General features: G+C 35.7%; 12 protein-coding genes and 1 pseudogene. 12 read left to right on the forward strand and 1 reads right to left on the reverse strand.

Going from position 1 to position 13,150, the window contains the following annotated elements; all coding sequences use genetic code 11:
- Positions 1 to 77: 77 nt before the first annotated feature.
- The 6 genes and pseudogenes from K6119_RS19515 to K6119_RS02955 form a co-directional block, all read left to right on the forward strand.
- Positions 78 to 1,259: pseudogene (locus K6119_RS19515) on the forward strand (S8 family serine peptidase); the annotation flags it as partial.
- Between the two features lie 72 nt (positions 1,260 to 1,331).
- Complete coding sequence (locus K6119_RS19480) at positions 1,332 to 2,678, forward strand: GEVED domain-containing protein (RefSeq protein ID WP_418889084.1); 1,347 nt, start codon at positions 1,332 to 1,334, stop codon at positions 2,676 to 2,678.
- Entirely contained in the window at positions 2,678 to 2,854 is a 177-nt protein-coding gene (locus K6119_RS02940; RefSeq protein ID WP_221833821.1) for a DUF5522 domain-containing protein, read from the forward strand. The genes K6119_RS19480 and K6119_RS02940 overlap by 1 nt, the downstream gene beginning before the upstream one ends.
- Before the next feature lie 35 nt (positions 2,855 to 2,889).
- Positions 2,890 to 3,504 (forward strand): L-threonylcarbamoyladenylate synthase, encoded by a 615-nt coding sequence (locus tag K6119_RS02945; RefSeq protein ID WP_221833820.1) that lies wholly within the window; start codon positions 2,890 to 2,892, stop codon positions 3,502 to 3,504.
- A gap of 75 nt (positions 3,505 to 3,579) precedes the next feature.
- On the forward strand, positions 3,580 to 5,151 hold the full coding sequence (locus tag K6119_RS02950) for a nucleoside recognition domain-containing protein (RefSeq protein WP_221833819.1): 1,572 nt from the start codon (positions 3,580 to 3,582) through the stop codon (positions 5,149 to 5,151).
- A complete protein-coding gene (locus K6119_RS02955) occupies positions 5,151 to 5,621 on the forward strand; it encodes a hypothetical protein (RefSeq protein WP_221833818.1) in 471 nt (156 codons plus the stop codon). Before K6119_RS02950 ends, K6119_RS02955 begins: the two co-directional genes overlap by 1 nt.
- Here K6119_RS02955 and K6119_RS02960 read toward each other — a convergent pair.
- Complete coding sequence (locus tag K6119_RS02960; protein WP_221833817.1) at positions 5,618 to 6,019, reverse strand: hypothetical protein; 402 nt, start codon at positions 6,017 to 6,019, stop codon at positions 5,618 to 5,620. The genes K6119_RS02955 and K6119_RS02960 overlap by 4 nt on opposite strands.
- Before the next feature lie 84 nt (positions 6,020 to 6,103).
- Here K6119_RS02960 and K6119_RS02965 point away from each other — a divergent pair, with 84 nt between their 5' ends.
- The 6 genes from K6119_RS02965 to K6119_RS02990 all read left to right on the forward strand — a co-directional run bounded on the left by K6119_RS02965 (position 6,104) and on the right by K6119_RS02990 (position 13,145).
- Positions 6,104 to 7,786, forward strand: coding sequence for a formate--tetrahydrofolate ligase (locus tag K6119_RS02965; RefSeq protein WP_221833816.1), 1,683 nt, complete (start codon positions 6,104 to 6,106; stop codon positions 7,784 to 7,786).
- Complete coding sequence (fdhD, locus tag K6119_RS02970; protein ID WP_221833815.1) at positions 7,786 to 8,592, forward strand: formate dehydrogenase accessory sulfurtransferase FdhD; 807 nt, start codon at positions 7,786 to 7,788, stop codon at positions 8,590 to 8,592. Before K6119_RS02965 ends, fdhD begins: the two co-directional genes overlap by 1 nt.
- 115 nt (positions 8,593 to 8,707) lie before the next feature.
- Complete coding sequence (gene gap / locus K6119_RS02975; protein WP_221833814.1) at positions 8,708 to 9,700, forward strand: type I glyceraldehyde-3-phosphate dehydrogenase; 993 nt, start codon at positions 8,708 to 8,710, stop codon at positions 9,698 to 9,700.
- Between the two features lie 61 nt (positions 9,701 to 9,761).
- Entirely contained in the window at positions 9,762 to 10,820 is a 1,059-nt protein-coding gene (locus K6119_RS02980) for a squalene synthase (protein WP_221833813.1), read from the forward strand.
- A complete protein-coding gene (locus K6119_RS02985; RefSeq protein WP_221833812.1) occupies positions 10,807 to 12,123 on the forward strand; it encodes an FAD-dependent monooxygenase in 1,317 nt (438 codons plus the stop codon). Before K6119_RS02980 ends, K6119_RS02985 begins: the two co-directional genes overlap by 14 nt.
- Positions 12,123 to 13,145, forward strand: a complete 1,023-nt coding sequence (locus K6119_RS02990; protein WP_221833811.1) for a beta/alpha barrel domain-containing protein — start codon at positions 12,123 to 12,125, stop codon at positions 13,143 to 13,145. The genes K6119_RS02985 and K6119_RS02990 overlap by 1 nt, the downstream gene beginning before the upstream one ends.
- Positions 13,146 to 13,150: the final 5 nt, after the last annotated feature.

The raw sequence follows: 13,150 nt of genomic DNA on the forward strand, positions 1-13,150 counted from the left end.
AAAATCCAACCTTTTAGTCTTTCAATAAGTTTATAACTAAAGGATTCCCTAACTTTACAATTACTTTTGAAATTGAAATGAAATATCTATCTCTACTGTTATTACTATTGGCCAACTTCACTTATTCTCAACAACTAAAGTGGGTTCCCGGTGAAATACTTGTACAATTCAGTCCAAAAACGGACATCCATCAATTGATCAGGGATTTTGAAACCGCGACAGACGTGGATATTTCGGATTTTGAATTATTATCTGTTAATGCTAACATTTATAAGGTTTCATTTACAGAAAAGAACGTTGATTTAGATGAGCAATTGAAGAATTTCTTTGATTTACCAACTGTTTATAATGTTCAAAAAAACCACTACTTAACTCAAAGGGAAACATTACCAAATGACCCTCAATTTAACGACCAATGGTTTCATAAAAACACTGGACAAACTGGAGGAACGGTAGATGCAGATATTGACACACCTGATGCTTGGGATATCACTACCGGTGGGTTAACTTCTCATGACGACACCATTGTAGCATGTATCATTGAAAGCCAAGGAGTGGATATCACTCATGAAGATTTGGTTGACAACATTTGGCACAATTATGCTGAAATCCCGGATAACGGAATTGATGACGACAACAATGGCTATATAGATGATTATGATGGCTGGAATGTAGTTGATTTGAATGATAATGTTGGCGCCGGTTCACACGGAACCAGAGTAGCCGGAATGATTGGAGCTGTTGGCAACAACAACATTGGTGTTTCAGGAGTGAACTGGAATGTAAAAATGATGATTATAAAAGGACAAAGCGCAGTTGAATCTTCACTAATAGCTGCTTACGACTATCCATTAACCATGCGTAAAAAATACAATTCAACTTACGGAGCAGAAGGTGCCTATGTAGTTGTTACTAATCTATCATGGGGAATAGACAATGGTGACCCTGCAGATATGCCGTTATGGTGCGCTATGTATGACACATTGGGCATACATGGTATTTTAAACGTTGCCGCTACTACCAATGATAATGCTAATGTTGATGTTGTAGGAGATCTTCCTACTACATGTACTTCTCAATTTTTAATTGCGGTAACTTCCTCAGATGATAATGATGTTAGAGATGGATCAGGATACGGCACAACACATATTGATTTAGCTGCACCCGGAAGTGCAGTTAAATTGACATTCCCGGCCAATTTGTACACAACAACAAGTGGAACATCCTTTGCATCTCCATGTGTTGCAGGGGCAGTGGCTTTAGCCTACTCAACTCCATGCCCTGAATTTATTGCTTTTAGTAAAGGAGATCCTGAGGGAGCAGCTTTAGCCATGAGAGGTTATATCCTTAATAATGTAGATGCTGTTACCGCCTTAGCATCTGAGGTAGCAACAGGTGGAAGATTGAACGTAAATAATACTATTACAGATATTTTGGCAAATTGTACAATTACAGCTTGTGATCAACCTTATAATGTGCATGCATCTGCTTTCGTTGATACAACTGCTACATTTGAATGGAATGGATTTTCAACTGATTACTTATTCTATATTCAAGAAGGTAATAATCCAGTAGTTGAAATACCTGTTACAGCCCAAACATCTATTTCCTTTGATACACTTGTGGCATGTACGGATTATACAATCTGGGTAAAAGGCATTTGTGGTTCAGACACTTCAAATTTTTCATTCCCTTACACCTTCACTACTGATGGATGTTGTACAAACCCTGCTTTAAACCTTGACGGTTTCGGTACAAATGAGTTAACAGTTTCATGGAATTCAATTTTATACGCAAGTGGGTATGAACTGAGATATAAACCAGAAGGTGCGGCTGAATGGATTGACACCTTAATTGGAATATCTAGCCCACTAAACATAACTGGTTTAGATACTTGTACAACTTATGAATTACAGATAAAAACCATTTGTACAGATAGTACGCAAGGTTTTGGTAACTCTCATTTATTTCAAACCTCAGGCTGTGGCGCATGTTACGACTTAACTTATTGTGATGTTGTTGGGGCTAATGCAAGTTTAGAATGGATTGACAGCATAGTTGTAGGTTGGAATACAAATGTTTCGGGTGCAGATAATGGATGGCTTCAATCAACTGACATCATCTCAACTTTTAAACCCGGACTCACCTATCCTATTGCACTTAAGCCGGGATATTCTGGAACTGCTTACACCGAGCATTTCACAGTTTGGATAGACTTTGATCAAAACGGCGTATTTGATGCAACAGACACTGTCTTTGTTAATGAAACAACTACAACTGTCCTTCAAGAAAGTATTTACATTCCAACAAATGCAGTGCACGGAATAACAAAAATGAGAATTGCCATGAACGGAACTTCAAGTCCGGTTGCATGTCCTACTGGAAGCTTCTGGGGTGAATATGAAGACTACTGTGTTTATATTGGTGAAGATGCTGGATTTGATGAAAATCAAATAGAATTCAGTCTGTATCCTAATCCTGCAGAAAATATTTTAAACATTATCTGTAATGCCGAAATTGCTGAAACCAAGGTTTTTGATCAATCAGGAAAATTGATCATTTCAATGCAAAGTAATAATTCCAAAACCATAGACATTTCTGCATTAAGTTCAGGTTTTTATTTATTACAAATAACTACAGAAAAAGGTATCTATGTTCAAAAATTCATTAAAGAATAATGTTCAATAGTAAACTGGCAGATCTTGATCCTGAAGATTATTATAAAACTCCGGAAGGATATATAGTCTTTACTGAAAAATATCATCTAAAACGCGGATATTGCTGCAAAAGTGGTTGTAAGCACTGTCCTTATGGTTATGATAAAAAAACCGGAATGATAAAACCCAAGAATTAAGGACTTTAGATTACATTTGCCCAAATTTTCAAGGTTTGATAATAGAAATTAACGAACAAAATCCTGATCAAAGAAAGATTGATCAAGTAGTAAAAATCTTAAACAAAGGTGGGGTAATTATTTACCCAACGGATACTGTTTACAGCTTTGGTTGTAGCATTATGCATAAACGCGCCATTGAAAAATTGGCATGGCTTAGAGGGTTAAAACTCAAAAAGGCTAACTTTTCGTTGATTTGTTTTGATCTAAGTACATTATCTGAACACGTTAAGTTTATTGATCGACCTACCTACAAAGTCTTAAACAAAAATCTACCTGGCCCATTTACCTTTATATTACCGGCTTCCAACAAAATTCCTAAACTTTTTGATAGCAATAAAAAAACTGTTGGTATCCGTATACCTGACAACAACATTGCTCGCGAAATTGTAAGAGAATTAGGACATCCATTAGTAACAACTTCATTGCATGATGATGATGATATTGTTGAGTATACCACAGATCCTTACAAGATTCAGGAAAGGTGGGAATCACAGGTTGATGCTATAGTTGATGGTGGTTTTGGTAAAAATGAGCCATCTACTGTGGTTGATTTTTCTGAAGGAGAAGTTGAAATCGTACGTCAGGGTATCGGAGAACTTATTTACTAGTCTATTGTTGATTACTTCTTTGCAATAAGTTTTCTTCATTGCTGATCATTCTTAAATTCGTAAAAAACATTTATAGTGGTCCTTAATTATATCTGGATAGGATTCTTTTTAATTGCACTTGTTGTAGCACTGGTTAAAACCTTTGGTGGTGATGCTGCTGTATTTGGCGATATGGTTAACTCTACCTTCAGCATGGCTGAAACGGGTTTTGAAATCTCTCTTTACTTAACCGGAGTATTGTGCTTATGGCTAGGTATTATGAAAATCGGAGAAAATGGAGGTGCGGTCCAGGCTTTGTCGAAGCTTGTAGGTCCTTTCTTCAACAAATTATTTCCTGATGTTCCGGAAAATCATCCTGCAAGAGGATCAATGCTAATGAATTTTTCTGCCAATATGCTTGGCTTAGACAATGCAGCTACTCCAATGGGATTAAAAGCCATGAATGAGTTGCAGGAGTTGAACAAGGAAAAAGATCGTGCCACTAATGCCATGATCATGTTTTTGGTTTTAAATACTTCAGGACTTACAATCATCCCTATAACAGTAATGGCTTACCGAAGTCAATTTGGTGCAGAAAATCCGGCAGATGTTTTTATACCAATTTTGATAGCCACTTTTTGCGCTTCTTTGGTTGGATTAATTGCTGTAGCTCTTTATCAAAAAATCAATCTCTTTGACAAAGTCATTTTAGCTTATTTAGGAGGAATGAGCCTTATCATTTTCGGATTAGCCTATTATTTCTCATCCCTACCTCCTGAAGAGCTAAACACTCAGTCTTCATTAGCCTCAAACATAATACTTTACGGCGTCATTTGTCTTTTTATAATAATGGCTATTAAAAAGAAGGTAAACGTTTATGAATCGTTTATAGATGGTGCAAAAGGAGGTTTTGATATAGCTATTAAAATTATTCCTTACCTGATTGCCATTCTGGTTTCTATCGGCGTTTTTAGAGCTTCAGGCGCTATGGATTTAATGCAAGAAGGTTTTCAACTTTTCTTTGGATTATTTTTTGAAAACACTGAATTCACCAATGGAATTCCTACTGCATTAATGAAACCATTAAGTGGATCAGGAGCAAGAGGAATGATGATTGAATCATTTGGTCCAAATGGAGAATATGTAGACTCATATGTTGGTAAACTTAACTCTACCTTACAGGGAGCAACAGATACAACTTTCTACATAATTGCAGTTTATTTTGGTGCAGTAGGAATCAAAAAAACGCGATATGCTGTAAAAGTTGGCCTATTAGCTGATTTAGCGGGAGTTATTGCAGCTATGGTTGTTGCTACTTTGTGGTTTGGAGGAGATAAAACTGTTTATCAATCACCTCAAGAGGTTGTTGAATCATTCGGTAATGCCTGGCAAAGTTCCAACCAGGAATCCATGAAAAATTTACTTTCAGATAATTGTGTATTATATGATCAAGCTTATGATACACTTTATACAAATAAATCAAAAGTTGTAGATGAATATTTTAGTCAAAATACCTTTTTTAGAGCAGTCAAAACAACAAAAGTAATGGTAAACGAAGTTTACCTTAAAATAAATAAAGGTGTGGATTCGTCTTTTGTATTAGAAACCTATGCAATTGGAGTTAAAAAAGGAAAAATTCAGTATTTCAGGTATTTAGGCAATTTATAATGTTTTTTAAAAAGAAGAAAAAAAACGCAGACATCAGTGGAGTGGTTAAATTAAAGCCACTTAAATACCCACCTAAGATTCTTATAGGTTGGGCTGAAGCTATTAGTGGCAATACTGATTTGAGAGATTGGTTTTTGGCTAGTGAACAATACACTGAACTAGGAATGGCTGTACATGCTATTATGCTAAAAGATGATGCAAGAGATTGGTTATTACAGAATGGTTATGCCCATTTAATGGCAATGATCAATGGCGTTGAAGGAAATCAAGAAGCACTTCATTGGTTAGAAAAAAATAAGTTTCATGTACTTAAACATGTAGCCTTGGCAGCTGACGGAAATGAAGATTCCTTGAAATGGTTAACTGACAATAACCACAGAGAATTCGCACTAATATCTCAAAGAATTAAAGCTGTAAAGGATGAAATAGAGGACGATCACAATGACGTCCATAAGTTTGGAAGAGACTAATCTCTCACCATCACATACTCATAGATTTTTCCATCTATCGTTTGAGTAAGGGTAAAGTTTATGTTATCGAATGTGTAATTATAAACAGTATCTAGATAATAATTTGGATTATAACCTGAATAAGCTGTACTAAAAACTGCTGTTGTAGCATTATTGGTGTACCACTCGCCCTTATGAGTTGGAGGTGAAAAATTAACAGAGTCTCCACTCAATTGATAAGTCGAATTATGCGTAAAAAGAGCCAGCACAAAACTCCCTTGGGCTAATGGGTTTCCAGTACTATCATACTCAGTGAACATTCCGTTATAAATTCCTGCATTAGGAACAGTAACAGGTTTTTTCTTACAAGAAATCAGTAAAACACTGAATACTAAAGTAATAAGTAGTTTCGTTTTCATCTTCATATAGGTAAGCTACAAGCAACAAACATTTTTCAGCCCGAAAAATTTGTTATATTGCTTCTCAAATTTACTAAAAAAATCATGGCAACAAAAGTACAATCTGATATTGAAATAGCGCAAGCCGCAAAATTACAGCATATTCGTGATATAGCTGCTAAACTAAACATAGGTGAAGATGACATTGAGATGTACGGAAAATATAAGGCTAAAATCCCTTTAAAATTCATCAATCAAGATAAAGTAAATCAAAATACTTTAATCCTTGTAACGGCCTTAACTCCTACTCCTGCTGGAGAAGGAAAGACAACAACTTCTATTGGATTGACTGAAGGACTGAATAAAATTGGAAAAAAAACAACTGTAGTTTTAAGAGAGCCTTCTTTAGGACCTGTATTTGGAATAAAAGGTGGAGCTGCTGGTGGAGGATATGCACAAGTTGTACCAATGGAAGATATCAATTTGCATTTTACAGGAGATTTTTCTGCTATTGAAAAGGCTAATAATCTTTTAAGTGCGTTGATTGATAATAATTTACAAAGCAAAACGAATAATTTAAATATTGATCCTAGAACCATTGCGTGGAAAAGAGTAATGGATATGAATGATCGCTCACTCAGAGACATAGTTATTGGTTTAGGAGGAACAGGTAATGGTATCCCTAGAGAAGATGGTTTCAATATTACTCCCGCTTCAGAGGTTATGGCCATTTTATGTATGGCAGAAGATTTTGAAGACCTTAAATCTAGATTGGGAAATATTTATGTTGGAATGACTTTCGACAAAAAACCAATCTATGCAAGAGATTTAAAAGCTGAAAATGCAATGGCCATTCTACTAAAAGATGCTATTCAACCTAATTTGGTGCAAACTTTAGAAGGAAATCCTGCCATTATTCATGGCGGACCATTTGCTAACATAGCACAAGGAACTAACACAATAATCGCAACTAAAATGGGACTTTCTTTGTCTGATTATGTGGTTACAGAAGCCGGATTTGGAGCCGATTTAGGTGCAGAGAAATTTTTAGATATCAAATGTGTTTCTGGTGGATTAAAACCAAAAGCTACTGTATTGGTTGCTACAATTAGAGCTCTTAGACATCACGGAGGAGCAACAAAAGATGAATACAACACGCCAAGTGCAGAACGTGTATCTAAAGGATTAGAAAATCTTGAAAAGCACATTGAAAACATGCAGAAATTTGGTTTAAACCCTGTTGTTGCAATCAATGCTTTTCCTACAGATACTGATGAAGAAGTTCAATTAATAAAGAATAGATGTTCAGCTAAAGGAGTTCAAGCCATTCTTGCAAGAGGTTGGGCTGATGGAGGAAACGGAATGACCGATCTTGCTGAAGCTGTTGTTGCTGAAGTAGAAAAAGGTCAAAACAACTTTAAAGCTTTATACGACTGGAACATGTCAGTTAAGGATAAAATTGAAACTATTGCAAAAGAGATCTACGGCGCAGATGGAGTTGAGTACTCTAAAAAAGCATTAACTGATCTTAAAAAAATTGAAGAACTTGGTCTAAATAAATTGCCTGTATGTATGGCAAAAACACAAAAGTCATTCTCAGATAATGATGCTTTACTAGGAAGACCTACTGGTTTTATGGTAAATGTTAGAGAGTTTGAATTTGCAGCCGGAGCAGGCTTTGTAATTCCTATTTTAGGTGTTATGATGAGAATGCCGGGATTACCTGCAGTACCAGCTTCAGAAGGCATGTCAATTGATAACAATGGTGTTATTTCAGGATTATCTTAATGAAAGATATTAGCGAATACGACGCATATAAATTTGAAAAAGGGTCGGTTACGAAAGTAACTGACCCTTTAAGTATTGAATCACCTCTTCAAATATCAATAAATGGTGAATCATTTACAGTGGTAATGCAAACTCCGGGAGATGAACAATTATTAGCTACAGGTTTACTGTATGCAGAAAATGTGATTTCAGATTTTAATCAAGTTAAATGTTCATTCAAAGAAGATGATCATGGTTTTATAAATGAAGTCAACCTTACAACTCCTACATCAAATTTGGCTGATGGATATTTAAGTTCAAGAAGTTTATTAAGTGTTTCTTCCTGTGGGATTTGTGGTAAAAAAGAAATTGAGGAATTACTGCCTAAAGAAGAAAAATTAACTTCAAGCACTACCCTATCCTTTACATCTCTTTTCCAGATGTTTGAAACTATGAATCAGCATCAAAATGCCTTTAAAATTACAGGAGGATGTCACGGAATTGCGGCTTTTGATAATGAAGGCAACTTATTAAGTATAAAAGAAGACATAGGAAGACACAACGCATTGGACAAAGTTGTTGGAGATTTAATCAGTAAACAACTCATCAAAAAAGCTACTGTTTTAACTTTAAGTGGGCGCGTTTCATACGAGATGGTATCTAAAGCTTTTAGAGCTAAAATTCCTGTAATTGCAGCAGTTTCTGCACCAAGTAGTTTAGCGGTTGATTTTGCCAAAGAATATGGGATGACTTTGATAGGCTTTTCTCGAAACGAAAAAGGCACATGTTATTCCGGCATTAATCGTTTAGATGAATTGAAAAAGTAAAATCCTCTTCTCAATTGATACAGGTTTAAACTTCTTGAAAAAAAACTAACAATTCTGCCCTTTTTATTCTGACGTTATCCTTATTAATCACTAATTTTGTCTAAAAATTTTGCGGATGTCAGTAAGAGTTGCAGTAAATGGATTTGGACGTATTGGACGCTACTTTACAAGAGTAGCTGCAAACAACCCTCAGATAGAATTAGTTGCTATCAATGATCTTGCAGACAGTCAAACATTAGCACATCTCTTCAAATATGATTCTGTTCACAGAAAATTTCAGGGAACTGTCAGTGCCGAAAGTGATGCATTAATTATCAATGGTAAAAAAGTGCAGCTATTTGCTGAAAAAGCACCAGAGAATCTTCCATGGAAAGACCTGAATATTGACGTAGTTTTGGAATCTACAGGTATTTTCAGAACTGAAGAATTAGCTTCAAAACATTTGTTGGCAGGTGCAAAAAAGGTTGTTCTCTCTGCACCTCCAAGTGGCGGAAATATCAAATCAGTGGTTTTAGGTATTAATGAATCAATCCTGGATGGTTCAGAAAAAATTATTTCTAATGCCTCTTGTACCACCAATAGTGCTGCACCTTTAGTTAAAGTAATGAAGGAACTTGGTACAATTCAAAGTGCTTACATAACAACTATACATTCTTACACATCCGATCAAAAACTTCATGACGCTCCTCATAAAGATTTAAGAAGAGCAAGAGCTGCCGCAGAATCAATTGTTCCTACAACAACTGGTGCTGCTAAAGCAATCACAAAAATCTTCCCTGATCTTGACGGAAAAATGGGAGGTTGTGGTATCCGTGTACCTGTTCCGGATGGTTCTTTAACTGACATGACATTCATCATGGATAAGGAACTGACTGTAGAAACAGTGAATAAAGCCTTTTTGGATGCTTCAAAAGGAACTTTAAAAGGAATTTTGGATTATGTTGAAGACCCAATTGTATCTTCAGATATCATTGGAAATCCTTTTTCTTCAAGTTTTGATGCCCAACTTACTTCTATCATTGGAAACATGGTTAAAGTAGTTGCATGGTATGACAACGAAGCCGGATACTCAAACAGATTAGTTGAACTTGTAGCAAAATTAGGATAGTTTGATTTCAAGAATTTTATATTATTCTCAAAGACCGCAGGAGGTTCAGTACCTTTTTAAAATGAAAAAGGAATTCAGTCATTTCAAACCTTCTGAAAAAAGGTTGACTGAACTATCTAAAGAAACTGATGACCTAGAATTCTGCTATGAAGCTTTGAAAAAAGTATCAAGATCTTTTGCAGTTGTAATACAGCAATTACCTAAAGAATTACAAGATCCGGTTTGCCTTTTTTACCTTATACTTAGAGGACTTGACACTGTTGAAGATGACATGCAAATTGACCAAATAGAAAAAGAAAAACTGTTGACGTCTTTTGCAGAGCGAATGAACAAAGAGGCATTTACGCTTAAAAATATTGGTGACACTCAGGATTATCAGGATTTGATGTTGCACTTTGATAAAGTGTTGCGTGTTTATCATGGTTTAGCTCCTCAGTACAAAGAAGTAATCACAGAAATCACTGATGAAATGGCACATGGCATGAATAAATATGCCCATGAAAAAGTTATTTCATATGCTGATTGGGATGATTATTGCTACTACGTAGCCGGCTTGGTTGGAATAGGATTAAGTAAATTATTCTTAGCCTCTGATCTTGAAAAAAGTGAAAAATTAGCAGACAAAGCACTTTCTAACGAAATGGGATTGTTTTTGCAAAAAACCAATATCATTCGTGATTTTGCTGAAGACCTGGAACAGGACAGAGTATTTTGGCCTGAAGAAGCCTGGAAAGGAAGAGTGGAAAAATTGGAAGATCTTCAAAAAAATGAACAAACCGGTTTAAATGTTCTCAACGAAATGGTGATTAATGCCTTGAACCATGTTCCTGCATGTATGGATTACTTAGAATCATTGGAGGATAAAATGGTATTCAGATTTTGTGCAATCCCACAATTGATGGCAATTGCAACACTAGCCGAACTATATAACAATGAAAATGTTCTACATAAGAATGTTAAAATTAGAAAAGGTAGAACTGCAAGGTATTTTATGTCAATTAATACCTTTGAACAAACAAAAACAGAATTTGTAAAAATTTTACAATCACTCTCTAAGCAAGACCCTAGTCAAAAGGTTAATAATATCTTGACAAAAGTGAACGCTTATGAAAACGTTTGATTACGACATAATAGTAATTGGTGCAGGAGTAGCAGGGGGAGTCTTTGCTGCTTCGCAAAACAAGGATAAAAAAATCCTTGTAATAGAAAGAGATTTAACTGAACCTGACAGAATTATCGGTGAACTAATGCAACCCAGAGGCCTTCAAGCACTTGAAGAAATGGGTTTAGCTCATTTAGTTGAAGGATTTGACGCTCAAGTTGTAGAAGGTTATAAACTCATCAAGGGAGACGAAACATTTACCATTCACTACAAAGATGTTGATAATGGCATCAAGGGAATTGGTTTAAGAAATGGTAAGTTCCTTACAGCTATCCGAAACGATATTAAATCCAAAGAAAACATTGATCTTGTTGAAGGAAATGTAACAGACCTTATTGAAGAAAACAATGTGGTTACTGGCGTTTCTTATACCAATGCGCAAGGTGAAGAATGTAAAAGTTCAGCAGCCATGGTGGTAGTTTGCGACGGCCCAATGTCTTTCTTCAGAAGCAAGTTGAGTAAACCAAACAAAAAGGTTACTTCTTACTTTATGGGATTGGTGCTTAGGGATTTGGATTTAGAACATCCTTCTTTAGGACACATGATTGTTACAGGTGATGCACCTGTACTGGTTTACCCTATTCATTCTAACGGATATAGAATCTTAATTGATTATCCGGGAGAAAAACCTCCTAGAATTGGAACCAAAGCGATTGAAAAATTTAAGGAAGAGATTTCAGCAGTACTTCCAAAAGAAATGGTTCCTTCATTCGTGAATGCAATTGAAAATGATCAGTTGAAAGTAATGCCTAACCACAGTATGAAAGCTCAAGCTTTTAGAAAAAAAGGTGTTGTGCTACTTGGAGATTCATTAAACATGCGTCATCCGTTAACCGGTGGAGGAATGACTGCCACGTTTAATGACATCATCAGCTTGAACAAGGCTTTAGATGGCGTAGATGTGCACAATTCAGAAGCTTTAGAAAAAGCTGTCGAATCATATTATGAAAATAGATCAGAAGAAGTTGAAACAATCAATATTTTGGCAAACGCTTTGTATAAAGTGTTTAGAGATGCTGATTTGAAAGAGGCTTGTTTTGAATATCTCCAAAAAGGAGGTGAACAATCAACTGGTCCACTTTCAATTTTAGCAGGAATAAACAGAAATAAAAAGTATTTACTAAAGCATTTCTTTAAGGTAGCCATGCAACATCCTTTGCATTTTGTTACCAAACCTAAAAAGCAAATGCGACTTTATAAAAATGCGGTAGGCATCATACGTCCTATTCTTAAAGATGAGGACCAACCTGCCATTGTGTAATGGAGAAGATAGAACATGAATCGTTAGAAGCGGCTGACAATCGTAAGCAAAGTCACCTTGATTTAGCATTTGAATCACAAAGTGCCAAATTAGATGATAGATTTTATTACGAACCAATGTTATCAGGACATCCTACAGAAGATGAAAGTATGTCCGTTAAGCTGGGGAATAAAACAATGAAGTATCCTATTTGGATTTCTTCAATGACGGGGGGAACATCTAAAGCCGGACCATTAAATAAAATGTTAGCTAAAACAGCTGCCAAATATGGTTTTGGAATGGGATTGGGTTCATGTCGAATCATCTTAGAAGACAATACCTATTTTGAAGATTTCAATTTAAGACCCATTTTAGGAGACGAAGTACCATTTTATGCCAATGTTGGTATAGCCCAAATTGAACGAATTTTACAAGAAAATAAAGGTGATCTTCTTAAGAAATTGGTAGAAAAGCTGAGTGCTGATGGTTTGATAGTTCACGTAAACCCTTTACAGGAGTGGCTTCAACCAGAAGGCGATTTGATTCAGCAATCTCCTTTAGTAACAATTCAACAACTTTTAAATGAATTTGACAAGCCTATTATCGTAAAAGAGGTTGGACAAGGATTCGGTCCTAAAAGTATGGGTGAATTGTTGAAACTCCCACTAATGGCGGTAGATTTCGCAGCTAATGGAGGTACTAATTTTTCAAAGCTTGAGTTAATTCGTAACAAAAAATTGCAAGATTTTTACGGTGATGTTGTAGCTTTGGGACATTCAGCGGAAGAAATGGTTACTTTTTTGAACGATACCGTTGATAAACTAGCTAGCTTAAGAAAGTGCAATCACGTAATCATCAGTGGAGGTGTAAAAAACTTCCTAGATGGGTATTATCTGATTTCAAAATCTGAACTTGATGCAGTATATGGTCAGGCTGCGCCTTTTCTTAAATATGCTAACGAATCGCAAGAAGCATTGGATGAATTTGCTGCGTTTCAAATTAAAGGCCTACAAATGGCACAAAGATTATTAAGAGTAAAGTGATTGAA

The sequence above is a fragment of the Paracrocinitomix mangrovi genome, from assembly GCF_019740355.2.
Lineage (GTDB): Bacteria > Bacteroidota > Bacteroidia > Flavobacteriales_D > Crocinitomicaceae > Paracrocinitomix > Paracrocinitomix mangrovi.

Bases quoted from the DNA above. Each gene is read 5' to 3' on its own strand.
- K6119_RS02940 (WP_221833821.1), top strand. From the start codon at position 2,678: ATGTTCAATAGTAAACTGGCAGATCTTGATCCTGAAGATTATTATAAA.
- K6119_RS02990 (WP_221833811.1), top strand. From the start codon at position 12,123: ATGGAGAAGATAGAACATGAATCGTTAGAAGCGGCTGACAATCGTAAG.
- K6119_RS02985 (WP_221833812.1), top strand. From the start codon at position 10,807: ATGAAAACGTTTGATTACGACATAATAGTAATTGGTGCAGGAGTAGCA.
- gap (WP_221833814.1), top strand. From the start codon at position 8,708: ATGTCAGTAAGAGTTGCAGTAAATGGATTTGGACGTATTGGACGCTAC.
- fdhD (WP_221833815.1), top strand. From the start codon at position 7,786: ATGAAAGATATTAGCGAATACGACGCATATAAATTTGAAAAAGGGTCG.
- K6119_RS02980 (WP_221833813.1), top strand. From the start codon at position 9,762: ATGAAAAAGGAATTCAGTCATTTCAAACCTTCTGAAAAAAGGTTGACT.
- K6119_RS02960 (WP_221833817.1), bottom strand. From the start codon at position 6,019: ATGAAAACGAAACTACTTATTACTTTAGTATTCAGTGTTTTACTGATT.
- K6119_RS19480 (WP_418889084.1), top strand. From the start codon at position 1,332: ATGAGAGGTTATATCCTTAATAATGTAGATGCTGTTACCGCCTTAGCA.
- K6119_RS02965 (WP_221833816.1), top strand. From the start codon at position 6,104: ATGGCAACAAAAGTACAATCTGATATTGAAATAGCGCAAGCCGCAAAA.
- K6119_RS02955 (WP_221833818.1), top strand. From the start codon at position 5,151: ATGTTTTTTAAAAAGAAGAAAAAAAACGCAGACATCAGTGGAGTGGTT.